Origin of the sequence: Amycolatopsis sp. La24 (assembly GCF_029087445.1) — a bacterium.
Taxonomy (GTDB): Bacteria; Actinomycetota; Actinomycetes; order Mycobacteriales; family Pseudonocardiaceae; genus Amycolatopsis; species Amycolatopsis nivea.
In genome coordinates this window covers 104,733-131,087 of record NZ_JARACH010000012.1, presented here as the reverse complement: position 1 = coordinate 131,087, position 26,355 = coordinate 104,733, and the positions used below count along the sequence as shown (strand labels likewise).

Sequence of the window (26,355 nt, the reverse complement as noted above, 5' to 3'; positions counted from 1 at the left end):
CTTTCAGTGGGTGAATTCGCCGGTCAGTTCTCCGACCGCGGCGAGAGTTTCTTCCGCGCCGCCGGCGACGACGGTCGCGATGGCGACGTTGTCCGCGCCCGCGTCGAGGTATTCCTTGAGGCGGACCCGCGCGGTGTCCTGCCCGCCCACGACGCCGAAGACGTCGAGCCACTCGTCCGGCATCTCCGCGGCGACCACCTCGGGACCGCCCCGCGAGAGCATGTTCGCCAACTGCTCGTTGGCGCCGACCGCGCCGAACAGCGGACCAGGGCCAGTCGCGGCGAGGTAAAAGGCCAGAACCGCTTTGAGCGCTTCCCTCGTGGCGGCTGCCTGCCCCGGATCCCGCGTGACGTTGGCCGCGGCGAGGACGGTGATCGTGATGCGCTCGTCCCGCCCGGCGGCGCGCGCGGCTTCGTCCAGCTTGCGCCGCGCGCTCCGTACGTATTCGACCGGTGCGAGCGCGCTGACGAGCAGACCGTCCGCCATCCGGCCGGTCAGCTCGAGCCCCTTGTCCCCGAGCACCCCGGTGAACAGCGGCACCGGCTCGGCGACCGGGTGGGTGATCGCGACCTGGCGGAAGGCGGCGAACCGGCCCTCCTCGTCGATCGTCTCGCCGCCCAACAGCCCGCGGACGGCGGTGAGGGTTTCGCGCAGGGCGCTCATCGGCGACCGCTGAGTCAAGCCCATTTGCGCGGTCCAGGCGGGGACGCCGTGCCCGATCCCAGGCATCAGCCGGCCCGGATAAGCGCGGGCCAGCGTGCTGATTTCCATGGCCAGCAACGCCGGATGCCGGACGACCGACGACACGACCCCGATGCCGACCGGGACCCGGGACGTCGCTCCGAGCGCGAGCGCGGCGCCCGCGATGCCGCCGAGGAAGAAGTAGTCCTCGGGCAGCCACAATTCCCCGAAACCGGCGGCTTCCGCGGCCGCGGCCTGTGCGCCGATCTGTTCCGGCGGAGTGGTGCTGCCGAGCAGCACTCCCAGCCGGCTGCGGGACGGGTGGGTCATCGGCGGGCTCCTGTCGTGCGGGCTGGTTCACCACGTTGGGCTCGACGTTAGGAACCGCACCCGGTCCGGCGCTTCGGGCACAGCGACGAAACAGGCGGAACACGACAGTGCACCGTGCACGACCGGCGGCCGTTTGTGCCATGGTGGAGGCAGAGGGAAGGCGGGACGATGCGCGAGTGGCGTTGGCTGGCAGCGGCAATGCTGGGACTGTGTCTCGCCGCCTGCACCGGTCCCGCCAGCCAGCCGGAACCCAAGACCCCGGCGACTCCGACCACCTCCGCGCTCAGCGGGAGCTACGACCCGGCACGGTTCGCCCCCATGGTCCGGACCCGCGCTCAAGAGGCGGGGGTGTCCCCTCGGCTGGTCATGGCGATTCTCTTCAACGAGTCGTACAAACCGCACGATCCGGCTCTCGAACGCGCCTGGCAGCGGCTCAAGCCGGGAGCCGCGTTCGGGGTCGCGAACATGCACGAAGCGACCTTCGACGCGACGAAGAAGGGCCGCGCGTTCGCCGGACGCTCGTGGGACCAACTGCCGGACGACCCGGACCTGGCGATCCAGGCCGAATCCTGGTACCTGCACGACCTGGCCGCGCAACTGCCCGCGCACCGGTCCGGCTCGATCACCTCCGACGAACTGCTCGCGCTCGGCTACAACGCGGGACCGGGCGCGATGAAGAGCTTCGCCCGCGGGACCAAACCGGGTGCGCAGGCACAGTCCTATTTGGACACTCTGCGCGGGAACTGGGCCAAGGCGGGCAAGGCGCTCGGCGAGCCGTGAACGGGTTCCGGCCCCCGAACGCCGCGATCAAGCCGACCCGACCGGTACCCGGCGCCGATCCTCGCCCGCACTCCGGAGGTGCCGAGCGTCCGGCCGTATCCGTCGACCGCGAACCGGCCAGTGTCCTCTTCGGACACATACGGCTCCCGGCATTTCCGCGCTCACCCGCAGCCGCCCGGGGCCTCGATGCGCCAGAAGCCCTCGGGTGCCCCAGCCGGGATGAGCGGCGTGATCCACTCCGTCACCGCGTCGGCGACCGCGGCTTCGAGATCGTCGCGCGTCACCCTCCCGGCCGCAGCGGAACGTCGGGCTCCGCGCGCCGCAGCCCAGAACCGCTCGAGCCTGGCGGAAGTTTCGTGCGACGCGGAGCCGAGGATCCCGGTCACCGCGGCCCGGTAGTCACCCGTGTCCACGGGAGCGAGCTTAGAGCGGGCCTCCTCTGTGGACTCCGCACCGCAATAATTGACTCGCACACCGCAATCCCGAACATTGAGGCAGCGCCCGGCCCAGCCCTACGGTTCCTTGCGTGGCTGACATTTCTGCAGGCGAGACCCCCTCCCCCGAACGCTTCGCCATCGACGTCGACGACGCGGACCTCGCCGATCTGCGGACCAGGCTGGACCGGGTCCGGCTTCCCGAACACGAGACCGTGCCGGACGCGTCCCAGGGAATCCAGCTGGCGCAGCTGTCGACCCTGCTGACCGCTTGGCGCGAGCACGATTGGTCCGCGCTGCAGGAGCGGTGGAACGCCATCCCGCACTACCGCGTCGTCCTGGACGGCTTGGGGATCGCGTTCTGGCACGTCCGTTCCGCCGAGCCGGACGCGCTTCCGCTGGTGCTGACGCACGGCTGGCCCGGTTCGGTTCTCGAGTTCGAGAACGTCATCGGCCCGCTGACCGATCCGGTCGCGCACGGCGGTTCCGCGCGCGACGCCTTCCACCTGGTGATCCCGGCGCTGCCGGGGTTCGGGTTCAGCGACCGGCCGCGGGAGCAGGGCTGGAATCCCGGCCGTACCGCGCGGGCGTGGGCGCAGTTGATGAGCGTGCTCGGCTATCCGCGGTTCGCCGCGCACGGCGGCGACTGGGGCGCGTTCGTGAGCACCGAACTCGCGCGCCTGGTCCCCGAACGCGTCGCGGGCCTGCACCTGACGATGCCGATCGCCTCCCCCATTCCCGACGACCTGCTCGCGCCCAGCCCCGCCGAACAACGCGTCCTGGACCGGCGGAACCGGCACCTCGCCGACGGCTACGGCTTCGGGCTGCAAATGAGCACCCGCCCGCAGACCCTGGGCTATTCGCTGCTCGACTCCCCCGCCGGGCTGGCCGCGTGGCTGGGCGAGAAATTCGCCGCCTACTCCGACACCCGGCCGGAATCCGGTGGCGGCGTAAGCATTTCGCAGCAGATCGACACCATCGCGCTGTACTGGCTGACCGCCACCGGCGCGTCCTCCTCGCGGTGGTACTGGGAGGCGATGCGCTGGGTGGCCCGCAGCGCGGAAGAGGAGAACGCGCAGCCGGTGACCGTCCCGACCGCCTGCTCGATCTTCCCGGCCGACCCCTGGCCCGCCGTGCGCCATTGGGCCGAACGCCGCTACCTCGACCTGCGCTCCTGGCACGAACTCGACCGTGGCGGCCACTTCCCGGGGCTGGAGCAGCCGGAGCTGCTGGTGTCCGAGATCCGGGAAGCGTTCCGGCGCCAGCGCTGATGCCGGGCCCGTCAGGAGTCGCGGTACGCCGAGGGCCGCGTCCCGGTGTGCCGCAGGAACGCCGTCGACAGCGCGGCCGGGTCAGCGAATCCGCAGCGCCCCGCGATCTGGGCGATGGTCAGCTCGGTGCCGCGCAGCAGCCGTTTCGCCTCGTCGATCCGCAACCGGGTCAGGTACCGGTACGGGGTCTCCCCGGTCGCTTCCTTGAAGACCCGGACCAGGTGGTAGACGCTCAGATGAACCTCGCCGGCGAGATCCGCCAAGGTGACCGGCTCGGCGAGCCGCTCGCGCATCGCCGCGACGACCGCCCGGACCCTCGCGTTCTCCCGCGTCGGCGCGGCCCGGGCGGACCGCCGCGTGTGCCGGGTGAGCAGTTGCATCGTCAGGAACGCCGCCGCGGATTCGGCGTACAGATCGTCGGCCGCGCCCGCACCGCCGACGGCTCGGATGATCTCCTCGACCAGCGGATCTCCCGCTGTCAACGACGCAGCCAGCGCGTCAAAGTCCACTGCGGCGCCGCCGAGCTGCGCGGCTGTCGCGTCGACGGTGTCCCGCGGAATGTGGACCTGCACGCTGTCCAACACGCCCGTGGCCCGGTAACGCCGCACCGCGGGCTGATCCGGAAGCATCAGCTCGACGCGCCCCGGCGTCCACGGAGTGCGCCCCCACCGGCCGCCCCGGCGCGTCTCCATCACCGCGCTCCGCCCGACCGGCAACACCAAATGCAGATCCGCCGCGGCGGGCAACGCCATTTCCTCGGCGACGGGGACGTGCTCGAACCGCTGCACGAGCAAGGACTCCCAGCCGGCGTCCGCCCAGCTGCAATACGTGCGCCGGACGTAGCGCGCCATGTCGAACCCGGCGTACGGCTGGAGATCCAGCCGCGTGGAGTCGAACACCATGGTTCCCAGGCTAGCGACGATCAACACCAGGAGGCCCGATGACCACCGCCCGCACCGCCAGCCAGGCCCTGCACGCCGCCGTCCGGAGGCGAGACAAGGAGGCCTGGCTGGCGCTGTTCGCCGCGGACGCCCTGGTGGAGGACCCGGTCGGCCCTTCCCATTTCGACCCGGACGGCAGCGGGCACCGGGGCCGCGACGCCCTTTCCGCGTTCTGGGACCGGGCCATCGCACCGAACGACTCGATCGAGTTCCTCTTCGACGACTCGTTCGCCTGCGGGAACGAGGTCGCTTACACCGGCCACGTCCGCAGCGAGAACGGCGGACAGGTGCTCGAGGCCGAAGGAGTGTTCGTCTATCGGGTCGACGAGGCGGGGAAAATCCTTGCGGTGCGCGCCTTCTGGGAGGTCGAACGCACCATGCGCACGATGCGGCCCGCGTGAGGGTTATGCGCGACGCTCGAAATGTCGGCGAGTCCGCTGGCGCGACAGCCAGTACAACGCGTGCGGGACCCCGGAGAGGAGACCGCACCCGGCGATGCATACGCCGGTCACGAAAATCGGGTAAGAATCCACGCCATCGCTTCCGGCGCGCGCATTCTTGAAGGCGAAGGTTGCCCGGGTCAGCACGAGGTCCCCGATCGCGACCAGGCCGACCGCGGCCGCGGTCAACCGCCGGAGACGCTTCTCCCAGGCAAGCACAGGGACCTCAGCGCGCCCCTCGCGCAGCCGGACCCGCAGCGCGGCCACCGCTGTCCCCGCTCCGATCAGCAGACCCGCCCCGGTCGTGCCCAGGCCGAAGAGGAGGGCTCCTCCGGCGCCGATGTTGGCGCCGCTGTGCGGCGGCGCGGTGATGAGCATGACGAATCCCATGCCCAGCAGCACAGCCCCGGCAATGAGGATCCAGCTCGTGATGACCGTCAAGGTCCTGACATTGATTCTCGCGGTACTCATGGTTCCTTGCGGCTGAATGACGCCTCCGCCCGGTCGTCCCGGCTGCTGGTGCGCAGCGCCGGTTTTGCCCGGGCATTCCCCCTCCTGATCACCCAGCCGTCCGCGTCGCTCGCCTCGGGCGAAACGCGGGAACAACTGATTTCAGGCAAATCCATCGTATCCGGCCACAACCCGCCGAATGGAGCTCAGCGACGGTGTCGCCAAACGGTTACCAAGACAGGCACTCGAGCCTTTCTCAGCCGACGCGCGGCGCGGGAATCACGACCCCGTCCGCGGGCCGGTTGCCGCGGTAGCGGGCCACGACGACCCGGACCCCGTTGCGGAACGCGTCCGGCATCGCCGCGAGCACGGTGCTGCGCGGCACCGGACGCGGAACGTCCAGCCCGGTCATCGGCCGGGCCAGCCCGATCCCGCGGACGGTCCACCGCAGCCGCCCGTCCTTGTCCTGATCGGTGAACTCCAGCGAAACCGGGCGCAGCGCCGCCACGCGCACGAGCCCGCTGTCCGGCCCGGTCGGGATCAGCACGTCGCCCGCGTCGAGAAGAAGGCAGACCCGCAGGGCAGGCGTCAGCCCGTCGATGGCAACGATCCCGCGACGGCCCCGTTCGGGTGACCGGAGCAGCCGGACGCATTCGCGATGCGTCAGCTCCACGTCGTCCATCGCCCGGCTCCTCCCCTGCGCTTCGGTGAGCCCAGGATCCCGATTCCGCCTCGCGGAGCGCAAGGACGCCCACCGCCGGACGGCACTTCCTGCCAGGACTCAAGCTTTCGCGGTCCGGTGCGGCGCATTTCCCGCTGCTGTTGAACTATTCGCCGGAAAACTCGATCACGCCAGCCTTGTTCACCGGGTCGTGGGACAGACGCGGCGGGCGCTATCCCGGATCCGGGTACCAGCGGCGATGGACCATCGGCTCCACAGCCAGCACGACGACCGCGGCAGCGAGTGCGACCGTCCAGGCGAGCCAGTCGTCCGACGGCGCAACCGACCACGCCACGGCAGCGAGCACGACCACCGGCCTTGCCAGCGTGAACGGTCCGAGACCGATCAGGATCACGAAGGTACTTCCCCGCATCGGCAGCAGCCAGTACGCGAGCAGCGAAGCCACCACGACCGCCGCGAACGGGGTCAGCACCTGCAGCATCCGGGTGCCCGCCTTGACCAATTCGGCGTAGCGGGCGCCGGGATCCGCTGAGGCCGCCAAAGCCGCCACGATCAGCGCCGCCAGAAAGCCGAGGCCTGCGGCGCCGCTCGCCAGGCCCCGGCGGGAGGCTGCCAAGTAGTAGGGACCCTTGCGGATCCGGGCATTGCGACCGGTCGCGGCGCGGAAACCGGCGAGAGCGGCGTCGACGAGCGCGAGGGTGCCCAGCACGAGCGGAACCAGCACGGTCATCTCGTTGGGGCCAACCCGCGAGCGCGGCGTCCCAGCGCGCGAAGGACTTCGCCGGTCAACTGCGGACGGAGGCCGACCACCGGACGCATCGCCGCGCAGAGCGGGTTGGTGTACCTGGTCGCTTCAAAGAGAAACGTCTCCATCCCGGCGGCTTGCGCGGCGGCCGACAGCGCTGCGTCGCTGTGAGCGCGCCGCGCGGAGGCGACGCCGTCGTGTCGTCCCAGCGGTTCCCGCATCCGGGCCCGGTGGAACAGCCAGGCGCTGAACGGGGCCAGCCGGGTCGCCGCGATGTCGTAGTGGATGAACGCCTCCGTGCCCGCGCGGTCTTGGGCGCGAAAGAACTCCGGCAGCGCGTCGGCCGGGAAATGGTGCAGCACCCCGTTGGACAGATAGACGGTGGCGTCCTCCGACAGCGAGAAAGCGTCCCCGCACACGAACGTGCACGGGAGCCCCTCGTCCTCGGCCAACCTGCTCGCTTCGGCCACGAGCGCGCGGTTGAAGTCCACGCCGACCAGGTCGACGTCGCGGCCGAGCACGCCGGAACTGGCCAGGCTGCGCACCAGAAACCCAGCCCGCAGCCGATGTCCACCACCCGCGGGCGGGTTCCCCGCGCCCGGACCGCGGCGAGGATCGGCACCAGCAGTTCGGCGAAGCGCTGCGCCATGCGCACTTCCTCGTTGAGCCGCTGCAACTCGGTGTGGACCCGGATCAGCAGCCGATCCACCGCCGCCGGGTCCAGCACCTCGCCGACGACCGGAAGCCGCTGCACGATCCGGGCCGCCCGCTCGTCCCCGGCCGCGCGCAGCGTGGCGACCGCCTCGGCCCGCAGGACCGGAAGCCGTTCCCCGGTCGACGGATCCCACTCCGCCACCAGATCGGAGATCTCCAGCACCGCCATGCGCGAACTCTAGCGAGCGCCGGATTCCCTACTCCGGGACAGTGAGGACGAGCTTGCCGCGGGTACGCCCGGCCGAACCGCGGGCGTGCGCCTCCGCTGCCTGCTCGAGCGGGAAGGTCTCCTCCACCTCGACGGCGACCTCACCAGCGTCGATCAGGCCCGCGATCGTCGTCAGCGCGGCGCCGTCCGGCTCGACGAGGAACGGCGTGACGCGCGCACCTGCGACTTTGGCAGCTTCGGCCAGATCCGGCGAGACACCCGAGGGAACGGCGACCAGCAAGCCGCCGGGGCGCAAGGCCTTGAGCGAACGGGTGCTGGTCTGGTCCTGCGCGTCGCCGACCAGGTCGATCACCACGTCGACCTCGGTGGCGACGTCCTCGAAGCGGGTCGTGGTGTAGTCGATGGTCTCGTCGGCACCGAGTTCCTTGAGCCACGCGTGCCGGGCAGCGCTGGCGGTGGCGAGCACGTGGGCGCCGAGATGCCGCGCGAACTGAACCGCAAAGTGGCCCACCCCGCCGGCGGCGGCCGTGATCAGGACTCGCTGTCCGGGCTGCACGTGGGCGGTGTCGACCAGCGCTTGCCACGCGGTCAGTGCCGCCAGCGGCACGGCAGCCGCGTGCACGTGGTCAAGGCTGACCGGCTTGCGAGCCCACTGACGGGCCGGGGCCGTGACGTACTCGGCGTAACCACCCGCGGCGCGCGGGAACCAGGGCATGGCATAGACCTCGTCGCCCGGTGCGAGAGTGGTGACGCCGAAGCCGACCTCCTCGACGACGCCGGAGACGTCCCAGCCCAGGACCAGCGGGAACGTCTGCATCCCCGCCATCCCCTGGCCTTCGCGGGTCTTCCAGTCCACCGGGTTGATCCCGGCGGCGTGCACGCGGACCAGCACCTCGGTCGGCAGCGGCTCGGGTCGCGCGACCTGCTCGGCGGTCAGCACCTCCGGCCCGCCGAACTCCCGGATGGTGACCGCCCGCATGTGCTCGCTCATGGTGTTCTCGCTCATTCCTTGTCTCGCTCTGCTCGCGCCGGGACTGCGGCGCGAGACCAGAGTGGCCCGCGTTCGCGGAGCGGAGTGAGTGGCCGGGAAGACACCTATCGTACTATTCCAGCCATGCCGCATCGTGTCGCCGTTCTCGCCCTGGACGGGGTCCTGCCGCTGGACCTGGGCATCCCGGCGCGGGTGTTCAACGAGGCCTGCGAACCGGACGGGACCCGGCTGTACTCGGTCACGACCTGCTCGCTCGGCGGCCGCCCGGTGCGCACGCACGAGGACTACCGGATCGTTGTCGAGCACGACGAATCGGCGCTGGAGACCGCGGACACCGTCGTGCTCGCCACCCAGGAACCCGGCGCACACCTGCTGGCGACCGGCGAACTTCCCAGGGACGTCGCCGCCGCACTGGACCGGATCGGGCCGCGGACCCGCATCGTCAGCCTGTGCACCTCGGCGTTCCTGCTCGCAGCAGCCGGCCTGCTGGACGGCGAGCGAGCCACCACACACTGGGCACTGTGCGACGCGCTGGCGCAGCTGTTCCCCCAGGTCGAAGTCGACCCAGACGTGCTGTTCGTCGACAACGGCCGCATCCTCACCTCCGCCGGCGGAGCGGCCGGTATCGACTTATGCCTGCACCTGGTCCGCCGAGACCACGGCGCGGCAATCGCATCAGCCGCCGCCCGGCGATGCGTGGTGGCCCCGTGGCGCGAGGGCGGGCAGGCACAGTTCATCGAACACCCGGTCCCGCACGACACCGACCGCTCCACGTTGGCGACCCGCCAGTGGGCCCTGGACCGGCTCGCCGACCCGATCACCCTCGACGACATGGCCCGGCATTCACACATGAGTGCCCGCACCTTCACCCGGCGGTTCCGCAGCGAGGTCGGGAGCAGTCCGCTGAAATGGCTTGCACAGCAACGGATTGCGCACGCCCGCCTGCTGCTGGAGTCGACCGCCCTGCCGGTCGCGCGAATCGCGACTGCCTGCGGTTTCGGCGATCCGGTCGCGCTGCGGAAGCATTTCTACGCGAACCTGGGGATGTCGCCGCTGGCTTACCGACGGGCGCATAACGCACCGGAACCGTTGGGCGCACGGTGAAACCGGTCCGTCAGGGCGAGCCGCCACTCGCCTACTGCCGTGTCTGCAACACACCGGAGCCATCGGCCGCACGGTGAAACCGGTCTGCCAGAGCACCTCGCCGCTCGCTCGCCGCTCAGCCCGCAACGCGCCGGAGCTGTCGGCCTCACGGTGAGACCTCCCCACCAGAGCAGATCGCCACTCGCTTACCGCCTGGCCCGCGATGCGCCGGTGCCATCGGCCGCACAGTAAAACCCGGCCCGACAGAGCAGGCCGCCGCGCGCCGAAGCCGCCGGACGCACGGTGAAACCCGTCCGCCAGAGCACCTCGCCGCGCGCTTACCGCTCAGCCCGCAACGCGCCGGTGCCATTGGCCGCACGGTGAAACCCGGCCGTCAGGGCAGGTCGGCGGTGAGCAGGCGCAGGCCCTGTTCGAAGAGGTCGGTCAGATCGGTTCCGGTCAGGTGGTCCTGGGCCTCGGCGAGGTGCGGGTAGTCGCCGGCCTGGATTGCTTCGCGCAGGTAGCCGATGTCGGCGGGCAGGTCCGGGCCGGACTGGATTGCTGCTTGTTCTTCGAGGGCGTGGCCGGTTGCGAAGTGCAGTACCAGCAGCGCGGTTTTCATCGCCGACGCGGCGTCGAGGCCGGTTTCCCGCAGCGCGCCGTTGAGGGCTTCGGCGAAGCCCAGGGTGTTCGGACCGACGGCGTGCGTGCCCGCGTACACCCGCGCACCGTCGCGATAGGACAGAAGTGCGGTGCGCAGGCTTCTCATCAGGGCCAGCACCCGTTCGCGCGGCTCGGCGATTCCGTCGGCGGCGGCGCGGCAGCCGTCCAGCATCGACTCGGCCATGGCGGTCAGCAAGGCCGTTTTGGTCGGGAAGTAGCCGTAAAGCGTCCCCACCTGGACGCCGACCGCGGTGGCCAGTTTCCGCATGGTGAGCGCGTCGAGGCCCTCTTCGTCGAGCAGCCGGAGCGCGGCGGCGGTGACGTGGGCCCGGTCGGCGGCGGGCGGGCGTCCTCGGGTGCGGGGCTGGTGCGCGGTCATGGCGTGGCCAGCCTAGCAGCGTGTTTGACAGCTTCGCGCCTCCTCAGGACACTGGCGGCAGGTTTAAATGAACGTTGTTCGGAAAATAGAGGAGGCGGTTGTGGACACCGAGGTCGTGATCAGCGGGGCGGGCCCGACGGGGCTGCTGCTCGGCGCGGAACTGGCGCTGGCCGGGGTGCGGGTCCGGATCCTCGAACGGCAGCAGGCGCGGCACGGCCAGTCCCGCGCGCTCACGCTGCATCCGCGCAGCATCGAGATCCTCGAACTGCGCGGCATCGCCGACCGGTTTCTCGCCCAGGGCCGCACCGTCCCGAGCTGGCATTTCGCCGGGCTCTCGCGGAAGCTCGACTTCTCCGCGCTGGACACCCGGCACGGCTACACGCTGTTCCTGGAGCAGGCGCGGACCGAGCAGCTGCTCGAAGAACGCGTACGGGAACTCGGCGTCGAAATCTCCTACGGACACGAAGTCGTGTCGCTCGCCCAGGACGACGACGGGGTCGACGTCGCGGGCATCGGGCCGGACGGGGACTTCCGGCTTCGCGCCGCGTATCTCGTGGGCTGCGACGGCGGCCGGAGCAGGGTCCGGGAGTCCGCGGGCATCGGATTCCCGGGCTCGGACGGCACGATGAGCTCGATGCTCGGCGACTTCGCGGTCGTCGACCAGGAGGCGATCGCGGCGGCCGGGCGCGTTCCGCTGCTGATCGCCCCGCTTTCCGGAGGACTGACCCGCATCGTCGTCACCAGTCCGGAGCGCATGCGCGTCCCGGCAACGGAACCCGTGACATTCGAGGAGTTCCGCGCCACCCTGGTGGAGCTGACGGGCACCTCCTTCGGCATCGCGGAGCCGCGCTGGCTTTCGCGGTTCGGCAACGCCACCCGGCTGGCCGAGAATTACCGGTCCGGCCGCGTTTTCCTCGCGGGCCACGCGGCGCACATCCATTTCCCGGCGGCGGGCCAGGGCCTCAACACCGGCCTGCAGGACGCGATGAACCTCGGCTGGAAACTCGCCGCCGACCTCAACGGCTGGGCACCGCCGGGCCTGCTCGACACCTACCACGCGGAGCGTTTCCCGGTGGGACAACTGGTCGCCGACAACACCCAGGCCCAGACACTGCTGCTGGAACTCACCCTGGTCCCCGACTACCAGCACCCAGTCGCCGCGCTGCGCGGACTGCTGGATTCGTTGCTCGAAATCCCCGAGGTCAACGCCCGGCTGGCCGGTCTGGTGTCCGCCCTGTCGACGTCCTATCCAGCACCCGACGACGACCCGCTCGTCGGCACCCGCGTGCCCAGCCGGATGCTCGGGTCGCAAGGCGCGAATCTGTTGCACGGCGGCACTTTCGGCTACTTCGGAGACGGCGTGGAGCAGGTCGCCGAAGGCTGGAAAGACCGGATCACGGCGACCGGCACCCGACCCGAGAACCTCAGCGAACTCCTCGTCCGGCCGGACGGTCACATCGCATGGGTCCGCCGCGAAACCGATCCGCCGGACGCCGCGCTCCGGGAAGCCGCGATCACCGCCTGGGCCGGAACGGCGGCGCGGCGATGACCGAGTACCTGACGCCTCCCGGGCTGCACCGCATCCCCGGGGCCTTCACCCCGGTCGTGCGCGTCGCCGACCTCGTTTTCCTTTCCGGGCAAGTCGCCTGGGACGAGCACGGAAACCTCTGCGGCGACGACCACGCGACCCAGATGCGGCGGATCGCGCACAACCTCGACGTCGCGCTCGCCGCCGTCGGCTGCGGACGCGAGGACATCGTCAAGGAAACCGTTTACGTCGTGGACTATCGCCCCGAGCTGATCTCCGGACTCTTCGCCGCACTGCGCGAAGGAGTGCCCGCGGCTCCGGCGAGCACCCTGGTCGGAGTGGCCGCGCTGTTCGCCCCCGACGTGCTGGTCGAGGTCGACGTCGTCGCGAAGGTGCCCGCGCCATGAGCCACTACGTCCTGGTGCACGGCTCGTGGTGCGGCGGCTGGATATGGGACCGGATCGCGGCGCGGCTGTCCGAGCAAGGGCACACTGTCGCCGCGCCCACGCTCACCGGCCTCGGGTTGCGGCAGCACCTCGACGAAGTCGGGCAACTGCTCGAAGACCAGGTCGTCCTCGTCGGCCACAGTTACGGCGGGATGGTCGTCGCCGGGCTCGCGGACGCGCATCCGGAGCAGGTGCGCGAAGCGATCTATCTCGATGCTTTCCTTCCCTCGCCCGGCGAATCCGCCTTCGACCTCATGCCGGTTCTGCGTCGGCTGTTCACCGAAGCGGCGCAGTCTCACGACCCGTCGGGCCGGGCCGTTCCGCCGTTCGGGCTCGACGCGCTCGGATTCACCGACCCCGCCGTGGTGTCCCGGCTGCGGCCGATCGACCTCGCCAGCCACGAAGAACCCCTGCCGCCGTCCTCGGCCACGCGGCCGCCTGGCCGCTACGTTCTTTTCGGCGAGCACTCTCCTTTCTCGGTTATGTCTGCCCGCGCTCGGAAGCTGGGCATGGAATGCCGGACCGTCGCGACCGGCCACTTAGGACTGTGGACGGCGGCCGCCGAAGTATGCGCGGCCATGACCGGGCCGGAGGGATCCCTTTCCGGACGTCGCTGAGGCAGCGAGGTCCGGGCACCCGAGGCGTGCCGGGTGCGCGGCGACACGGCGCGATCGGCGAGCCCGTCCGGATCAAGCCGGGTGGCGCTCTGGCCTGGCAGCGCACCGCCGCGAGCCCAGCCCGTAACGAGCCCGTCCGGATCAAGCCAGGCGGACCTCCGGCCCGGCAGCGCAGCGCCGTAAGTCCAGCCCCTAACGAGCCCGACCGGGCCACGCCGGGCGGCTCTCTGGTCCGGCAGCGCGCCGCCGCGAACCCAGCCTCTGGTCCGAGGCATGCGAACGCGTCGAGTTCGCCTGGCAGCAATGCTTCGCCGACCCGCGGCGGGCAGCGCCGCACTCGCGCTCGCCGTCCCCGCGGGGGAACGACCTCCCGCTGGTCCGGCCTTTCCGCTGTCCGGACGCTTCCGACATTCGTACGGCACCCGGGACATTCCCTACGAAAGTCGCCCAGGGCCCGAAAACGCGAAAAATCCCAGCACCGGCAACGCATATACGAATTGACCGCTAAATCCGGAACATTCCGTTGGTCCGTTTGGAGCATTGACGCTCCCGGGCGCCGATCCTTTACTCGACTGTGCTCGGCCGCATACCCACCGTGAGCAGCCGGGCGCGTTCCCTCTCCCCGCACCCATCGTCCTGCCTTCAGGGAAGGAAGACCTCGATGCCCCATCGCGGACTCACCACGGGCCTGGCGGCCGCCGCCGGTCTCGCCCTGTCCCTCGCGTTGCCGTCGGTCCCGGCGAGCGCGGCCTCCCCAGCCCAGCCCGTTTCCCCGGACGTGGCCGCCGCTCGCGCTGCCGACCAGGCGGTCGCCTCCGGGCTCGGCGGACTCAGCCGCGGCCCGGCGGAGGCGTTCCGGCGCGTCGGCCAGACCGCGGGCGACGCCGGGCTCTTCTACAGCGCCTACGAGCGCACCTACCAAGGCCTGCGGGTCGTCGGCGGGGACGCGGTCGTCGTCGCGGACGGGGCCGGCAACGTCCGGGACACCAGCGCCGCGGAAACCGCGCCCATCGCCGTCGGGACGCAAGCCGTTCTCGACGCCGCGAAGGCCGCTTCCACGGCACGCGCCCAACTGCCCACTGTGGACAGTGTGAGCACGCCCGAAAAGGTGGTGCTGGCCGGGGCGAATCCGAAACTGGCGTACGAGGTCGTCGTCACCGGGCGCACGGCCACGGCACCGAGCAGGCTGCACGTGTTCGTCGACGCCGCCACCGGCGCGGTGCTCGACCAGCGGGACGACATCAAGACCTTCAGCTCCGGGGCCAAGTCCCAGGCGCGGCCGAACGCGGTGAACGCGGCGGGCACCGGCAACAGCTACTACGTCGGCACCGTCTCCATCGACACCACCGGATCCGGCAGCTCGTACTCGATGCGCGACCCGGGCCGCCCTGGCATCAGCTGCGGCCGCGAGGGCGGGTCTGTCTACAGTGGACCGGACAACAGCTGGGGCAACGGTTCCGGGACGAACCTCGAGACCGGCTGCGTCGACACCCTTTTCAGCGTCCAGACCGAATGGAAGATGCTGAAGGACTGGCTGGGCCGCAACGGCATCAACGGCAGCGGGCGCGGCTACCCGGCGTCCGTCGGCCTGAACGACGTCAACGCTTACTGGGACGGCTCTTCGACCCACTTCGGGCACTCTCAGGACAACCGGCGCCAGGCCACGTCGATGGACGTCGTCGGCCACGAGTTCGGGCACGGCATCTTCCAGACCACGCCGGGCGGCGCGGGTTCCGGCAACGAGAACGGCGGCTTGAACGAGTCGACCGGCGACATCTTCGGCGCGATGACCGAGGCATACGCGAACAACGCGAAGGACCGGCCCGACTACGAGGTCGGCGAAGGCGTCAACCTGGTCGGCCAGGGCCCGATCCGCTACATGTACAACCCGTCGAAGGTCGGCGACCCGAACTGCTACTCGTCGTCGATCCCGAGCACCGAGGTGCACGCCGCGGCCGGTCCGCAGAACCACTGGTTCTACCTGCTCGCCGAGGGCTCGAACCCGGGCGGCGGCAAGCCGGCCAGCCCGACCTGCAACAACAGCAGCGTCACCGGGATCGGCATCCAGAAGGCCGCCAAGATCTTCTACAACGGCCTGCTGAAGAAGACCTCGTCGTGGAACCACAAGGCGGCCCGCAAGGCGACGCTCCAGGCCGCGATCGCGCTCTACCCGGGCAGCTGCACCGAGTTCAACGCCACCAAGGCAGCTTGGAACGCCGTCTCCGTCCCCGCGGTGTCCGGCGAGCCGACCTGCACGACGCGCACCACGCGCTGACCTGACGCGGCCGGGTCCCGCTCGCCGCCGCGCGACGGGACCCGGCCTGCCCGGCCAATCCCCCGAGAACACCCGCTCTCCCCACCCCAACCGAAGGAACGCACCGTCATGAAGTGGAAGACAAGAATCGGCGCCGGGGTCACCGCCCTGGTGGCGGTACTGGGCGTCGTCAGCGTGCCCGCGGCCACCGCCGCGCCCGCCTCGGCGCTCGCGGCCCCGGACATCTCGCTGGCCAACATCAAGACCCACCTCAACCAGTTCCAGGCCATCGCCCGCAACAACGGCGGCACGCGCTCGCCGCGCGGCGGCGGATACGCGGCGTCGGTGTCCTATGTGGAAAACCTGCTCAAGAACGCGGGCTACACCACGAAGCGCCAGACCTGCACGAGCTGCACCGGCCGGTCGCAGAACCTGATCGCGGAATGGCCGCAGGGCGACGCGAACCAGGTTCTGATGCTCGGCGCGCACCTCGACTCGGTGAGCGCAGGCCCCGGCATCAACGACAACGGTTCCGGCAGCGCGTCGATCCTCGAGGTCGCGCTGACGCTGGCCCGCACCAACCCGGCGATGGCCAAGCGCGTCCGGTTCGCGTGGTGGGCCGACGAGGAGTCCGGCATGGTCGGCTCGCGGTACTACGTGAGCACGCTGTCGAGCGCCGAGCGCGCGAAGATCACCACCTACCTCAACTTCGACATGATCGGCTCGAAGAACTGGGGCTACTTCGTCTACGACGACGTCGCTTCCGTCAAGGCCGTGTTCGACGAGTACTTCGCCTCCATCAACATCGAGACCGAGGGCGACACCGAAGGCGACGGACGGTCCGACCACGCGTCGTTCAAGCGCGCGGGCATCCCGGTCGGCGGCCTCGCGACGGGCGCCGGCGACATCAAGAGCTACGAACAGGCCGAGAAGTGGGGCGGCACGCCGGGCGCGGCGTTCGACAACTGCTACCACCGCGCCTGCGACACGACGTCGAACATCCCGGACACGCCGCTGGAGAAGAACTCCGACGCGATCGGCTACGCGGTGTGGAAGCTGGCGGTCGCGGCGGCTCATCGCTGACCCTGACTTCCAGCGCCAGGACCGGGCACCCGCTCCGGGTCGCCGTCGCTAAGACGGCGGCCCGGAGCGTCCGGCTCTCCGGCGAGAATCGGTTCGATCAGGAACGGGCGGTGTCCCGCGAGGTCGGGCAGGTCGAAATGCTCGAACTCGTTGCGCCGCACGTGCCATCGGACGACGCGGCGAGTCAGTCCGCGGTGCGGCTGGGAGAAGACCAGGGTGTCGGGGGTTTCCCAGACCGGCGCGGACGGCACGGCTTCGCCGGACTCGCAGCCGTCGGGAAGCGGGTGTTCGCCGATGGTCCTGGTGGCAAGGTCGAGCAGCTGCGCGACGGGCGGGTCGTACCCGAACGAACACATCCGCGTGCCGCCCGGCACGAACCGCCAGCGGTGGGGTTCCGGGACTTCCCGCCGTTCCCCGGACGCGGTGAATACCGCCAGTCCCCCGGCTTCTTCGCGCAATTGCGCCCCGGACAACGGATCGAGCCGATGGACAGGTGAGGCGAGGTCCACCGGTTCCGCACCCGGTGTCCAGCGGAAAGCGACGAGGGCTCCCGAATCCGTCGTGAAGTAGACAGCACCGTCGTGGATGCCCAGGACGCTCCGGGTCATCTCAGGCGATGGGGGAAGGCTCCACGCTTCTTCCGTGGTCACATCGTACAAATGCACCTGGTCCCACGTCCGTCGGCCGATATGGGTCTGCACGCCCGCCAGGTAGCGTCCGTCCGCACTGCGGACGGGCCGGATGTCCAGGTCCACCGGAAGCTGCCGGGCCGTGCCCGACCAGTCGATCAGCTGTCCCTGCCCGCCGGATGCGGCGACGTAAATCCCGGCCAGGGTCTCGAACGCGCGATACCGATAGTCACTCTCGACCCGGCCGAGGATCGCCAGTTCTCCCCCGCGCCATACGCCGACCGTGCCGTCGCCGGAAACGAACCCGGCTCGCGGCGGAGGACCGGCCACAGTCGGAGGTTCCTCTTCGCGAACCATTCGGACGAGGGGCACTGGCTCATGCCGCAGTGGTGGGCGGGGAAGCGCCGCGACGGTGTCGTTGTCCCGGCGGATCAGCTTGTCGCTGACCGAATACTCGAGCAACGGCTCAACGGTTTCCTCCGGGACCGCCAGCAAAGCGGCCAAATCCTTGACGTGCGCCGGATCCGACCACGCCGCGATGCTGACGAGATCCGCCGCGAGCAGGATGTAGACGGCGCGGACGGCGGCCGCGTCCAACCGGGCGGCCAGGTCCGCTGGCAGGTCGAGCACCTCCGTGGCGCGCCGCGGCGTTCCCGCCGAGTACCCGCCGGTGCCGTCGTCCACGAGCAGGCCTGCCGCGACCAGCAAGGGAATCGCGTCCCGTCGCGTGCGCGGCGGGTCGACGCCCAACTGGGCACACACGGTGTCCGAGGGCGGTTCACCGGGCAACGGTTCGTCGAGCCAGCCGTCCTGGCGCGACATGCCCACGAGCGTGAAGTACCACGAGACTTCGATCAGGTGGTAACCCACTACCTCTTGCCAGCCCGGGTCCTCCGGATGCAACGCGGGACGGGTGCGTTTGAGCCACCGCGGCGGCTCCGGTCCGTCGGGTGACGGCCAGAACTGGATCAGCCAGACGTCGCCCTCTTCCCCGGCCGCCGCCGGTTTCCGGCAGACCCGCGTACGGAAAAGGCCTCTCGCTCCCAGGTTCAGTGCGTCGCCGCCGGCGCCGCCGGTGAGCAATCCCAGGCTCACGGCCCCGGAGCGGCTGTGAAACGGCGACTCGACAATGTCTTCCCATGCCTCGAGCCGCAGTTCCGGCGGCCCGTCGTGGGCTTCGCAGCGCACGGCTTGCCAGGGATGGCTTGCCGAGCAGTGCAGCCAGCCGTCGCCCGCTGTCGCGACCGTGCCGGACAACGCGTTCGTCGCGAGTTCGCCGAGCAGTTTGTTGTCCAGCGCGGGCGCGCTGCGGTATACGTCGTCTCGAAGCACAATGGTGCCGTAGTCGGGCAGGTACTCGTCCTCCTCGGAGAACCCCAGAAGCGTCATGTCCAGCAAGGTAGCGGCGGGGTCTGACAATTTCGGCGGCAGCGGGATTTCGCCGGTGTCAGTGCTGGATAATCTCGCGCGGCTCGCAACGCTATTCGCGAAAAGGCGGCGGGCGGAGAACGGAATTCGGATGACGCGGCGGGAAGAGGAACAGAAATATCGCGGAGGACACTCGATCGTGGCACCGATCAAGCGCGGTGAGTATGCGCCCAGCCTGCTCGCTCGATGCCGAGTTCGGCGTCCCACGCAAGGGCGAAGAGCACGCGTCCAGCCTGCCCGCCCAGACCGAGTTCGGCGTCCCGCTCAAGGGCGGCGAGTATGCGCTCAGTCTGCTTGTTCGATGCCGCGTTCGGCACCCCGCTCAGGGGCGAACAGCGCGCGCAGCCTGCCCGTTGAGGCAGAGTTCGGCCTCCCGCTCAAGGGCGGCGAGTATGCACCCAGTCTGAGGCAGAGTTCCCCCGCGAAACCGCTGGTTGCCTTAGAGCGACAGGGACATCCTCGCGCAGGGCATGACGCCGTCGTGCAAGTCGCCGCGACAAGAACGACCCGGCAGCAACCTCAGTAGAAGCCGTCCCGCTTCACCGGGACCGGCCGCGGGTCGTACCCGAGGTCCGTACTGATCGCCGCCGCCGTTTCAAGCAGCACTGGGACGGTTTCCTTGCGCAGCCGTTCCGGCGCGAGCCGTCCGGTGGCCGTCGACGAGGCGAGTGCCGCGACGACCGCCCCGCTCCGGTCGCGCACCGGGGCCGACGCGGACAGCAGGCCTTCCTCCAGTTCGCCGTCCACAATGGACACACCGTCCTCGCGCACCGCGGAGAGCGCGAGCCGCAGTTCCGCCGGATCGGTGACCGTGCGCGCGGTGTACGAGCGGAGCGGGACGTCCTCCAGGTAGCGGGTGATCCGCTCCGGGCCCGACCACGCGAGCAGCACCCGGCCCATCGAGGTCGCGTGCGCGGGCAGCCGGGTGCCGACCGCGACGTTGATGCTCATGATCCGCCGCACCGGCACGCGGGCGACGTAGACCGCGTCGTTGCCGTCGAGTTCGGCCAGCGACGCGGACTCCCCCGTCGCCTCCGCCAGCCGCAGCAGGTGCGGCTGCGCCAGGTCGATCATCGCGCGGGTCGCCGTGTAGTGCTGGCCGATGGTCAGCACGCGCGGGGTCAGCGACCAGCGCGGTCCGTCGCTGGTCACGTAGCCCATCCGCTGCAGGGTCAGCAGCAGGCGGCGCACCGCGGGGCGCGACAGGTTCGTCGCGGTCGCCAGTTCGGCGAGCGTGGGGTTGGTGCGCTCCTCGTCGAAGGCGAGGAGCACGGCGAACCCGCGCTCGAGGCTCTGCACGAAGTCGCGCTCGTTTCCGGCTGCCGTCACGCTCCGCAGTATTTCACCCGCTCCGGTGCCGGCCTTGACCTCCGTCGCCTCCTGATGCATCCTTCCAATCACTGCACGCATAGCGTTCACTTCGTACGCATAGCGTACATCGCACGAGGAGGTGCGAGATGACGGTTCCGTCCCGCGAACTGCGCGACGCGTTCGGCCGGTTCGCCACCGGCGTCACCGTGGTGACCTGCCGCAGCGACCAGGGCACCCCGCACGGGGCCACGGTCAACGCGTTCACCGCGGTCTCGCTCGAACCCGCGTTGTGCCAGGTCACGCTGACCCGGCAGTCCAAGGCCTGCAGTTACCTCGACGGCGCCGCCTTCGCCGTCAACGTGCTCGGCGCCGACCAGGCAGACACCGCCTGGCACTTCGCCGGACGTCCGGCCGATCCCGGACCTGAATGGGCCGAAGGGCCGGTCGCGCCGGTCCTGGTCGGCTCCGCCGCGGTGTATTCGTGCCGCCCGTGGCGGACCTACGACGGCGGCGACCACCTGATCGTGGTCGGCGAGGTCGTCGACGTCGCTGTCGAAAACCGGCAGCCGCTGCTCTTCTACGCCGGCGCGTTCCGCGAACTCGGCCCCCGCGAGACCGGCACCCACTGGGGCGGCTCGCTCGACTGCCCCGAGGCGGGCTGGTTCGGCGCCTCGACCACGTTCACCCCGCTGCGCCCGCACGCCGCCTGACCGCCACCCGAAAGGACATCCAGTCATGACCATCCAGCAGGACCGCTCAGAGACCTCCGCCCCCACCGCTTCCGCGCCGATGACCGGCGACGAATACATCCAGTCCGTCCAGGACGGACGCGAAGTGTGGATCTACGGCGAGCGCGTCAAGGACGTCACCACGCACCCCGCCTTCCGCAACCCGGTCCGGATGACCGCCCGGCTGTACGACGCGCTGCACTCGCCCGAGACCCGCGACGCGCTGACCGTGCCCACCGACACCGGCAACGGCGGGGTCACGCACCCGTTCTTCCGCAGCCCGCACACCGTGGACGACCTGCTCGCCGACCGCCGCGCGATCGAGACCTGGTCGCGGATGACGTACGGCTGGATGGGCCGCAGCCCGGACTACAAGGCCAGCTTCCTCGGCACGCTCGGCGCGAACTCCGACTTCTACGCGCCGTTCGAAGAGAACGCGAAGCGCTGGTACAAGGAATCCCAGGAAAAGGTCCTGTACTGGAACCACGCGATCATCAACCCGCCGGTCGACCGGAACCTGCCGCCGGACGAGGTCGGCGACGTGTTCATGAAGGTGGAGAAGGAAACCGACGCGGGCCTGATCGTGTCCGGGGCGAAGGTCGTGGCGACCGGTTCGGCCATCACGAACTACAACTTCATCGCCCACTACGGGCTGCCGATCAAGAAGAAGGAATTCGCGCTCATCTGCACGGTGCCGATGGACGCGCCGGGCGTGAAGCTGATCTGCCGCACGTCCTACACGCAGCAGGCCGCGGTGATGGGCAGTCCGTTCGACTACCCGCTGTCCTCGCGGATGGACGAGAACGACACCATTTTCGTGTTCGACAAGGTCCTCGTGCCGTGGGAGAACGTGTTCCTCTACGGCGACATCGAGAAGATCAACGGGTTCTTCCCGGTCTCCGGCTTCATCCCGCGGTTCACCTTCCACGGCTGCATCCGGCTCGCGACGAAGATCGACTTCATCGCCGGACTGCTGCTCAAGGCCCTGGAAATCACCGGCAGCAAGGACTTCCGCGGCGTGCAGACCCGGGTCGGGGAGGTCGTCGGATGGCGCAACACGTTCTTCGCGCTCGCCGACGCGATGGCGCGCAACCCGGACGAGTGGACCAACGGGGCGCTGCTGCCCAAGCTCGACTACGGCCTGACCTACCGGATGCTGATGATCCAGGCCTACCCGCGGATCAAGGAGATCATCGAATCCGACGTGGCCAGCGGCCTGATCTACCTCAACTCGCACTCGATCGACTTCAAGACCCCCGAGGTGCGGCCGTACCTGGACAAGTACGTGCGCGGCTCCAACGGCTACGAGGCGGTCGACCGGGTCAAGGTGATGAAGGCGCTGTGGGACGCGGTCGGCTCGGAGTTCGGCGGGCGGCACGAACTCTACGAGCGCAACTACTCCGGCAACCACGAGAACGTCAAGGCGGAGCTGCTGTTCGCCGCCGAGGCCCAGGGCACGACCGAGTCGATGAAGGGCCTGGCCGAGCAGTGCCTCGCCGAATACGACCTCGACGGCTGGACCGTGCCGGACCTCATCGGCAACGACGACGTCTCGTTCCTGAAGCGGCGCTGACCGGTCCGCCGCGGCGCCCCCCGCATCCCCGGGGGCGCCGCGGTTCCGGTCCCGGCACGAGCGCGGGAGGTTCGCGTGAGCACGGTTTTCTGGCACGGCATCGCCGAGGTGCCGGACGGATGGGGTCCGTCCGTCGTCGCGCTCGGCGTCTTCGACGGACTGCATCGCGGCCACCAGCGGGTTCTGGACCACGCGGTGCGCCTCGGCCGGGAGCACCGCGCGCCGGTGGTCCTCACGACCTTCGACCCGCATCCGGCGACCATCGCCGGACGGCCGCGCGACACGACTCCGGTGGCGACGGTGGAACATCGCGCCGAACTGGCCCGCCGGCACGGTGCCGACCAGGTGCTCGTCCTCCCGTTTACCGAATGCCTCGCGCGCACGCCGGCCGAGGAGTTCATCGACGGCGTCCTGATACGCACCCTCAACGCCACCGCCGTGGTCACCGGCAGCAACTTCCGGTTCGGCCACCGAGGCGCCGGGGACACCGCCCTGCTGCGGAAACTCGGGCCTGCCCACGGCTTTACCGCGCATGCCGTCGACCTGCTTCCCGGCTGTTCCTCGACTCTGGTCCGCACGTTGGTCACCGCAGGCGATCTCGTTGGCGCCGCGGCGATCCTCGGCCGCCCGCACCGCGTGCACGGGACTGTCGCGGGCGAAATCGTCACGCCGTGCACCACGCTGTTGCCGCCGCCGGGGAAATACCGGGCCCGCACCCCGTACGGCGACCGGACCGTCGCGGTGGACGCCGGGGTGCTGCTCGCGGACTTGCCGGACGGTCCGACCGCGGTGGACCTCGTCGACGCGGGCTGACCGGGGTTTCAGCCCAGCCGGGGGAACAGCGCGCGGGCGTTCCCTGCGTCGATCGCCCGGCTTTGTTCGGCGGTCAACCCGCTTCCGGTGTCCAGGATCTCGGTGAACCGGGTGCTCACTTCCATTGTCGCGTAAGGGAAGTCGCTGCCGTACAGAATCCGCGCGGGATCGGCGAACCGGGCGAGCGCACCGAGAGCGTATTCGCCCGACGACAGCGCCGTGTCCCAGTAAAAGCTGCGGAAGCGGGCCAGCCAGTCGTCGGCGGTGGGTCCGGCGGGCTCCAGCGCGGCTTGGATCTGGCAGAACCGCAACGCCGCGAAGGGGACGAAACCGCCCGCGTGCGAAAGGATGATCCGCACGTTCGGGAAGCGCTCGGTGATGCCGTTGAACACCATGTGCACCGCGTTGCGCGTGGTGTCGAACGGATAGTCCACCATCGGTCCCGGGATCCCGGGCAGCAACGGCACGAGCGGATGCGCGGGATGGATGAAGACCACCGCTCGGTGGCGGTCGAGCGCTTCCCAGAGCGGCGCGTACCGGCCGTCGCCCAGATAGACGCCGTCGTAGTTGGAGAGCAGGACCACGCCGTCCGCCCGGAGCGCGCCGAACGCGTGGTCGACCTCCGCTACCGCGCCTTCGACGTCGGGCAACGGAACCGTGGCGAACAACCCGAACCGGTCCGGGCGTTCCCGCACCAGCTCGGCGGTGTATTCGTTGACGCGGCGGGCCGTCTCGCGACGCGCCGGGCCGGTCCAGCCGGTCACGCTCGGGGCGGTGAGCGACAGTACGCTCGTGGCGATGCCGTTGGCGTCCATGAATTTCAGGTGGTCGTCGGGCGTCCACGGGGGCAGCGTCCAGCCCGACGGGTCGCCGCCGTGCTGTGCGAGGGCCTCGCCCCAGAAGGGAGGGACCAGGTGGGTGTGGACGTCGATGCGTTCGCGGTCGATCATGCCTCCACCGTGCGCCCCCGCCGTCCGGCGCGGGAGGGGAAGAATCCGATCCCCCTCCCCCGGAGCCCGCGCTGATGGCACGCGACCCGCGGCTCGTCCAGCTCGGCGCGTTCCTGCACGCCCGCCGCGACGAAGCCCCGCCGCCCGCCTCCGCCGAAACGGGCCGCCGTCAAGTGCCCGGTCTCCGGCGCGGCGAGGTCGCCACGCTGGCGTTCGTCAGCGACGAGTACTACACGCGGATCGAGCAGGGCCGGGTCATGCCGAGCGCCGATGTGGTCCGCCGCATCGCCGCCGCGCTCGGGCTCGACGACGACCAGACGCAGTACGCGCTGGATCTCGTCACCGTCCCCGACGTCCCTCCGCCGAACCCGGAGCCGAGCGATCCGTTGCGCCGCCTTGTCGACCGGATGGGCGAGATTCCCGCGGTGCTCGTCGGACCGGCGACGGCGATCCTGGCCTGGAACGCCGCCGCCGCGCGGCTGATGACCGATTTCGGCGCGGTCCCGCCGGAGCGCCGCCGGTACGTGCAGATGCTGTTCACCGATCCGGTGCTCCAGAGCCGGTTCGCGGACCTGGAAGCGATGCGGCGCACGACGATCGGCATCGTGCGCGCGAGCAGCCCGGCGGGCCCGCCGACCGGGGACTGGATCGACGAACTGCTCCGGACCGACGCCGAGTTCGCGGCCCTCTGGGAACGCAACGACGTCGTCCGGCCGCACACCCACCTGCGGGTGCGGCTCCGGCTGCCGGGCGGGGTCGAGGAGACGGTGGACCAGATTGTCCTGCAGGTGGTCGACGATCCGCATCAGCGGCTGATCGCGTTCGTCCCGGCTGGGTAGCCGGCCCGGTTGCTCAGAACAGCGTCGCGGGTTCCACCGGCTCCGGCTCGGGCAGCGCGTCCAGGCCGGGCACCAGCGCGCGCACGTCGTCGTGGAACCGGCGGGCGAGCGCCGGTGCTTCGTCGTTGTCGGGAGTGTGCAGGAAAACCGTCGGCGAGCGGCCTTCCCGCAGCCAGCCGGCGACCACCTCGGCCCACGGCTGCCAGCCCGCCACCGTCTCCTCCACCGAGTCCCGACCCAGATACCGGACGACCGGCCGGTCGGTCAGCGCTCGCGTCCGGCGCGGCAGCCGCGGTTTCTTCGCCCAGGCGTCCTGCTCGGCCTCGCTGGTCGGCGGACGCTGGAAAAAGACCGTGGTGTCGAACGGCACCCACTCCGCGTCCGCGGTCGCGAGCGTCCCTTCCAGCAGCGACGCCGCGCTGGCGTCACTGAAGAACTCGGGATGCCGCACCTCCACCGCGCGCCGCAGGTCGGCGGGGAGACGGCGCAAGAAACGGCCGAGCACGTCGACGTCCGAAGGGCCGAACGAACCGGGCACCTGGGTCCACAGCACGGCCCGCTCGCCGAGGGGTTCGAGCGCGTCCAGGAACGCCCGCATCTCGGTTTCGACCCCCGCGAACCGCCGCTCGTGCGTCACGGTCTTGGGCACCTTGACCACGAACCGGAAGTCGGGACCGGTCTGCTGCGCCCACGTCTCGACGGTGCTCCGGGCCGGGGTCGCGTAGAAGGTGGTGTTGCCCTCGACCGCGTTGCACCAGCCCGCGTAGGCCCGCAGGCGCTCCTTCGCGGGCAGCGACTGCGGCAGGAACCGCCCTGGCCACGCCTTGTGCGTCCACATCGCGCAGCCGACATGAAGCCGTGCCACTTCTCGTCCGCTCCCCTCGCTCGCAAGGGAAATTACTACCCGGGCGCGGTCATCCGTGGGTCCGGGGCCGGTAGTCGCCGTACTGGTGACGGCGTGCGGGTCCGCGGCGGCGGAGCAGGTGCGCGGGCACGTAGTGGCTGACCGGCCGAGACCACTGCTCGTCGCCGGTGACGAGCTGGTAGGTGACCCAGCCGAGCAGCCCGCCGTCCTCGCGGCGCGCCCACTCGAACAGCAGCCCGGGGTGCTCGGTCTCGATCCGCAGCCCGGCGCGGTCGCGCGGCGCGAGGATCTCGGTGCCGAGCACGAGCAGCTTCCGCACGCCCACCCACACCGGAATTGGCGGATCCACTTTCCGCACCGTCGACGGCCACTCGCTCACCTCAGGCTCACCTGCTCGCTTCCCCGCTCCCGGACCGCCCGCGGTTCCCGGCGGCCCGCACGGGAGTCGAACATGTGTTCGCATCGGGTGTCAAATGGGACTGGACCGCGGGTGACCGGCGTCTCGGCGGACGTTTCCGCCAGTGCGGAGCGGGTAAAC

28 protein-coding genes are annotated in these 26,355 nt (G+C 70.3%); 13 read left to right on the top strand and 15 right to left on the bottom strand.

All coding sequences use genetic code 11. The annotated features are described in order from the left end of the window. Positions 1-3: 3 nt before the first annotated feature. Positions 4-1,011 (bottom strand): LLM class flavin-dependent oxidoreductase, encoded by a 1,008-nt coding sequence (locus tag PUT80_RS15060; protein WP_275292306.1) that lies wholly within the window; start codon positions 1,009-1,011, stop codon positions 4-6. A 168-nt stretch (positions 1,012-1,179) separates the two neighbouring features. Here PUT80_RS15060 and PUT80_RS15055 point away from each other — a divergent pair, with 168 nt between their 5' ends. Then, positions 1,180-1,791 carry a transglycosylase SLT domain-containing protein gene (locus PUT80_RS15055; RefSeq protein WP_275292305.1) on the top strand — a complete coding sequence of 204 codons (612 nt, stop codon included), beginning with the start codon at positions 1,180-1,182 and terminating at the stop codon, positions 1,789-1,791. Positions 1,792-1,952: 161 nt separating this feature from the next. Here PUT80_RS15055 and PUT80_RS15050 read toward each other — a convergent pair whose 3' ends face one another. Then, positions 1,953-2,204 (bottom strand): hypothetical protein, encoded by a 252-nt coding sequence (locus PUT80_RS15050; RefSeq protein WP_275292304.1) that lies wholly within the window; start codon positions 2,202-2,204, stop codon positions 1,953-1,955. Between the two features lie 113 nt (positions 2,205-2,317). Between PUT80_RS15050 and PUT80_RS15045 the strand changes: the two genes are divergently transcribed. Next, a complete protein-coding gene (locus tag PUT80_RS15045; protein WP_275292303.1) occupies positions 2,318-3,496 on the top strand; it encodes an epoxide hydrolase family protein in 1,179 nt (392 codons plus the stop codon). A gap of 11 nt (positions 3,497-3,507) precedes the next feature. Here the strand turns inward: PUT80_RS15045 and PUT80_RS15040 are convergent, their stop codons facing one another. Continuing rightward, complete coding sequence (locus tag PUT80_RS15040; protein WP_037819648.1) at positions 3,508-4,398, bottom strand: AraC family transcriptional regulator; 891 nt, start codon at positions 4,396-4,398, stop codon at positions 3,508-3,510. A 38-nt stretch (positions 4,399-4,436) separates the two neighbouring features. Here PUT80_RS15040 and PUT80_RS15035 point away from each other — a divergent pair, with 38 nt between their 5' ends. Further along, entirely contained in the window at positions 4,437-4,838 is a 402-nt protein-coding gene (locus PUT80_RS15035; protein ID WP_275292302.1) for a nuclear transport factor 2 family protein, read from the top strand. A 3-nt stretch (positions 4,839-4,841) separates the two neighbouring features. On the opposite strand, the gene PUT80_RS15030 is transcribed toward PUT80_RS15035, so the two are convergent. The 5 genes from PUT80_RS15030 to PUT80_RS15010 form a co-directional block, all read right to left on the bottom strand. Continuing rightward, positions 4,842-5,318: a hypothetical protein gene (locus PUT80_RS15030; protein WP_275292301.1), complete on the bottom strand. Its 477-nt coding sequence runs from the start codon at positions 5,316-5,318 to the stop codon at positions 4,842-4,844. Positions 5,319-5,583: 265 nt separating this feature from the next. Then, positions 5,584-6,009, bottom strand: coding sequence for a hypothetical protein (locus PUT80_RS15025; RefSeq protein ID WP_043828369.1), 426 nt, complete (start codon positions 6,007-6,009; stop codon positions 5,584-5,586). Positions 6,010-6,220: 211 nt separating this feature from the next. After that, the gene (locus PUT80_RS15020) at positions 6,221-6,739 is read right to left on the bottom strand and encodes an oxidoreductase (protein ID WP_275292300.1); all 519 of its coding nucleotides are present in this window, start codon (positions 6,737-6,739) and stop codon (positions 6,221-6,223) included. Next, complete coding sequence (locus tag PUT80_RS15015; protein WP_275292299.1) at positions 6,736-7,299, bottom strand: class I SAM-dependent methyltransferase; 564 nt, start codon at positions 7,297-7,299, stop codon at positions 6,736-6,738. Before PUT80_RS15015 ends, PUT80_RS15020 begins: the two co-directional genes overlap by 4 nt. 366 nt (positions 7,300-7,665) lie before the next feature. Then, the gene (locus tag PUT80_RS15010) at positions 7,666-8,616 is read right to left on the bottom strand and encodes an NADP-dependent oxidoreductase (RefSeq protein WP_275292327.1); all 951 of its coding nucleotides are present in this window, start codon (positions 8,614-8,616) and stop codon (positions 7,666-7,668) included. Between the two features lie 135 nt (positions 8,617-8,751). On the opposite strand from PUT80_RS15010, the gene PUT80_RS15005 reads away from it, so the two are divergent. After that, positions 8,752-9,732 carry a helix-turn-helix domain-containing protein gene (locus PUT80_RS15005; RefSeq protein ID WP_275292298.1) on the top strand — a complete coding sequence of 327 codons (981 nt, stop codon included), beginning with the start codon at positions 8,752-8,754 and terminating at the stop codon, positions 9,730-9,732. A gap of 373 nt (positions 9,733-10,105) precedes the next feature. Here the strand turns inward: PUT80_RS15005 and PUT80_RS15000 are convergent, their stop codons facing one another. Next, positions 10,106-10,753 carry a TetR/AcrR family transcriptional regulator gene (locus PUT80_RS15000; protein ID WP_275292297.1) on the bottom strand — a complete coding sequence of 216 codons (648 nt, stop codon included), beginning with the start codon at positions 10,751-10,753 and terminating at the stop codon, positions 10,106-10,108. A 100-nt stretch (positions 10,754-10,853) separates the two neighbouring features. Here PUT80_RS15000 and PUT80_RS14995 point away from each other — a divergent pair, with 100 nt between their 5' ends. From PUT80_RS14995 to PUT80_RS14975, 5 genes are all read left to right on the top strand, one after another. Continuing rightward, positions 10,854-12,302, top strand: a complete 1,449-nt coding sequence (locus tag PUT80_RS14995; RefSeq protein ID WP_275292296.1) for an FAD-dependent monooxygenase — start codon at positions 10,854-10,856, stop codon at positions 12,300-12,302. Continuing rightward, positions 12,299-12,688 carry a RidA family protein gene (locus tag PUT80_RS14990; protein ID WP_275292295.1) on the top strand — a complete coding sequence of 130 codons (390 nt, stop codon included), beginning with the start codon at positions 12,299-12,301 and terminating at the stop codon, positions 12,686-12,688. Before PUT80_RS14995 ends, PUT80_RS14990 begins: the two co-directional genes overlap by 4 nt. After that, a complete protein-coding gene (locus tag PUT80_RS14985) occupies positions 12,685-13,344 on the top strand; it encodes an alpha/beta hydrolase family protein (RefSeq protein WP_275292294.1) in 660 nt (219 codons plus the stop codon). Before PUT80_RS14990 ends, PUT80_RS14985 begins: the two co-directional genes overlap by 4 nt. Positions 13,345-14,005: 661 nt before the next feature. Further along, positions 14,006-15,619, top strand: coding sequence for a M4 family metallopeptidase (locus PUT80_RS14980; protein ID WP_134729979.1), 1,614 nt, complete (start codon positions 14,006-14,008; stop codon positions 15,617-15,619). A 108-nt stretch (positions 15,620-15,727) separates the two neighbouring features. Then, the gene (locus PUT80_RS14975) at positions 15,728-16,681 is read left to right on the top strand and encodes a M28 family metallopeptidase (protein ID WP_134729981.1); all 954 of its coding nucleotides are present in this window, start codon (positions 15,728-15,730) and stop codon (positions 16,679-16,681) included. On the opposite strand, the gene PUT80_RS14970 is transcribed toward PUT80_RS14975, so the two are convergent. The 3 genes from PUT80_RS14970 to PUT80_RS14960 form a co-directional block, all read right to left on the bottom strand. Continuing rightward, positions 16,672-18,699 carry a hypothetical protein gene (locus PUT80_RS14970; protein ID WP_275292293.1) on the bottom strand — a complete coding sequence of 676 codons (2,028 nt, stop codon included), beginning with the start codon at positions 18,697-18,699 and terminating at the stop codon, positions 16,672-16,674. The two genes, PUT80_RS14975 and PUT80_RS14970, sit on opposite strands and share 10 nt — an antisense overlap. Positions 18,700-18,887: 188 nt before the next feature. Then, a complete protein-coding gene (locus PUT80_RS14965; RefSeq protein WP_158714573.1) occupies positions 18,888-19,055 on the bottom strand; it encodes a hypothetical protein in 168 nt (55 codons plus the stop codon). A gap of 202 nt (positions 19,056-19,257) precedes the next feature. Then, positions 19,258-20,076, bottom strand: a complete 819-nt coding sequence (locus PUT80_RS14960) for an IclR family transcriptional regulator C-terminal domain-containing protein (protein ID WP_275292326.1) — start codon at positions 20,074-20,076, stop codon at positions 19,258-19,260. A 119-nt stretch (positions 20,077-20,195) separates the two neighbouring features. Between PUT80_RS14960 and PUT80_RS14955 the strand changes: the two genes are divergently transcribed. The 3 genes from PUT80_RS14955 (at position 20,196) to PUT80_RS14945 (ending at position 23,163) form a co-directional block, all read left to right on the top strand. Further along, a complete protein-coding gene (locus tag PUT80_RS14955; protein WP_037819593.1) occupies positions 20,196-20,759 on the top strand; it encodes a flavin reductase family protein in 564 nt (187 codons plus the stop codon). Between the two features lie 25 nt (positions 20,760-20,784). Continuing rightward, positions 20,785-22,350, top strand: a complete 1,566-nt coding sequence (locus tag PUT80_RS14950) for a 4-hydroxyphenylacetate 3-hydroxylase N-terminal domain-containing protein (RefSeq protein WP_275292292.1) — start codon at positions 20,785-20,787, stop codon at positions 22,348-22,350. A 75-nt stretch (positions 22,351-22,425) separates the two neighbouring features. Next, the gene (locus PUT80_RS14945) at positions 22,426-23,163 is read left to right on the top strand and encodes an adenylyltransferase/cytidyltransferase family protein (protein ID WP_275292291.1); all 738 of its coding nucleotides are present in this window, start codon (positions 22,426-22,428) and stop codon (positions 23,161-23,163) included. Positions 23,164-23,171: 8 nt separating this feature from the next. Here the strand turns inward: PUT80_RS14945 and PUT80_RS14940 are convergent, their stop codons facing one another. Further along, the gene (locus tag PUT80_RS14940) at positions 23,172-24,113 is read right to left on the bottom strand and encodes an amidohydrolase family protein (protein WP_275292290.1); all 942 of its coding nucleotides are present in this window, start codon (positions 24,111-24,113) and stop codon (positions 23,172-23,174) included. A gap of 74 nt (positions 24,114-24,187) precedes the next feature. On the opposite strand from PUT80_RS14940, the gene PUT80_RS14935 reads away from it, so the two are divergent. Next, complete coding sequence (locus tag PUT80_RS14935) at positions 24,188-24,952, top strand: helix-turn-helix transcriptional regulator (protein WP_275292289.1); 765 nt, start codon at positions 24,188-24,190, stop codon at positions 24,950-24,952. A 13-nt stretch (positions 24,953-24,965) separates the two neighbouring features. On the opposite strand, the gene PUT80_RS14930 is transcribed toward PUT80_RS14935, so the two are convergent. Together PUT80_RS14930 and PUT80_RS14925 are read right to left on the bottom strand one after the other, a co-directional pair. Next, entirely contained in the window at positions 24,966-25,790 is an 825-nt protein-coding gene (locus tag PUT80_RS14930) for a DUF72 domain-containing protein (RefSeq protein WP_238608359.1), read from the bottom strand. Between the two features lie 76 nt (positions 25,791-25,866). Beyond that, entirely contained in the window at positions 25,867-26,196 is a 330-nt protein-coding gene (locus PUT80_RS14925; protein WP_051171685.1) for a hypothetical protein, read from the bottom strand. Between the last annotated feature and the right edge of the window lie 159 nt (positions 26,197-26,355).

What these genes read in the sequence shown, in the direction of transcription:
- PUT80_RS14985 (WP_275292294.1), top strand. Translation starts at nt 12,685, where the DNA reads ATGAGCCACTACGTCCTGGTGCACGGCTCGTGGTGCGGCGGCTGGATA.
- PUT80_RS15025 (WP_043828369.1), bottom strand. Translation starts at nt 6,009, where the DNA reads ATGGACGACGTGGAGCTGACGCATCGCGAATGCGTCCGGCTGCTCCGG.
- PUT80_RS15040 (WP_037819648.1), bottom strand. Translation starts at nt 4,398, where the DNA reads ATGGTGTTCGACTCCACGCGGCTGGATCTCCAGCCGTACGCCGGGTTC.
- PUT80_RS15060 (WP_275292306.1), bottom strand. Translation starts at nt 1,011, where the DNA reads ATGACCCACCCGTCCCGCAGCCGGCTGGGAGTGCTGCTCGGCAGCACC.
- PUT80_RS14955 (WP_037819593.1), top strand. Translation starts at nt 20,196, where the DNA reads ATGACGGTTCCGTCCCGCGAACTGCGCGACGCGTTCGGCCGGTTCGCC.
- PUT80_RS15005 (WP_275292298.1), top strand. Translation starts at nt 8,752, where the DNA reads ATGCCGCATCGTGTCGCCGTTCTCGCCCTGGACGGGGTCCTGCCGCTG.
- PUT80_RS14975 (WP_134729981.1), top strand. Translation starts at nt 15,728, where the DNA reads ATGAAGTGGAAGACAAGAATCGGCGCCGGGGTCACCGCCCTGGTGGCG.
- PUT80_RS14970 (WP_275292293.1), bottom strand. Translation starts at nt 18,699, where the DNA reads ATGACGCTTCTGGGGTTCTCCGAGGAGGACGAGTACCTGCCCGACTAC.
- PUT80_RS15055 (WP_275292305.1), top strand. Translation starts at nt 1,180, where the DNA reads ATGCGCGAGTGGCGTTGGCTGGCAGCGGCAATGCTGGGACTGTGTCTC.
- PUT80_RS14950 (WP_275292292.1), top strand. Translation starts at nt 20,785, where the DNA reads ATGACCATCCAGCAGGACCGCTCAGAGACCTCCGCCCCCACCGCTTCC.
- PUT80_RS14940 (WP_275292290.1), bottom strand. Translation starts at nt 24,113, where the DNA reads ATGATCGACCGCGAACGCATCGACGTCCACACCCACCTGGTCCCTCCC.
- PUT80_RS15020 (WP_275292300.1), bottom strand. Translation starts at nt 6,739, where the DNA reads ATGACCGTGCTGGTTCCGCTCGTGCTGGGCACCCTCGCGCTCGTCGAC.
- PUT80_RS15010 (WP_275292327.1), bottom strand. Translation starts at nt 8,616, where the DNA reads ATGCGGGCGGTCACCATCCGGGAGTTCGGCGGGCCGGAGGTGCTGACC.
- PUT80_RS14930 (WP_238608359.1), bottom strand. Translation starts at nt 25,790, where the DNA reads ATGTGGACGCACAAGGCGTGGCCAGGGCGGTTCCTGCCGCAGTCGCTG.
- PUT80_RS14980 (WP_134729979.1), top strand. Translation starts at nt 14,006, where the DNA reads ATGCCCCATCGCGGACTCACCACGGGCCTGGCGGCCGCCGCCGGTCTC.
- PUT80_RS15035 (WP_275292302.1), top strand. Translation starts at nt 4,437, where the DNA reads ATGACCACCGCCCGCACCGCCAGCCAGGCCCTGCACGCCGCCGTCCGG.
- PUT80_RS14935 (WP_275292289.1), top strand. Translation starts at nt 24,188, where the DNA reads ATGGCACGCGACCCGCGGCTCGTCCAGCTCGGCGCGTTCCTGCACGCC.
- PUT80_RS15000 (WP_275292297.1), bottom strand. Translation starts at nt 10,753, where the DNA reads ATGACCGCGCACCAGCCCCGCACCCGAGGACGCCCGCCCGCCGCCGAC.
- PUT80_RS14990 (WP_275292295.1), top strand. Translation starts at nt 12,299, where the DNA reads ATGACCGAGTACCTGACGCCTCCCGGGCTGCACCGCATCCCCGGGGCC.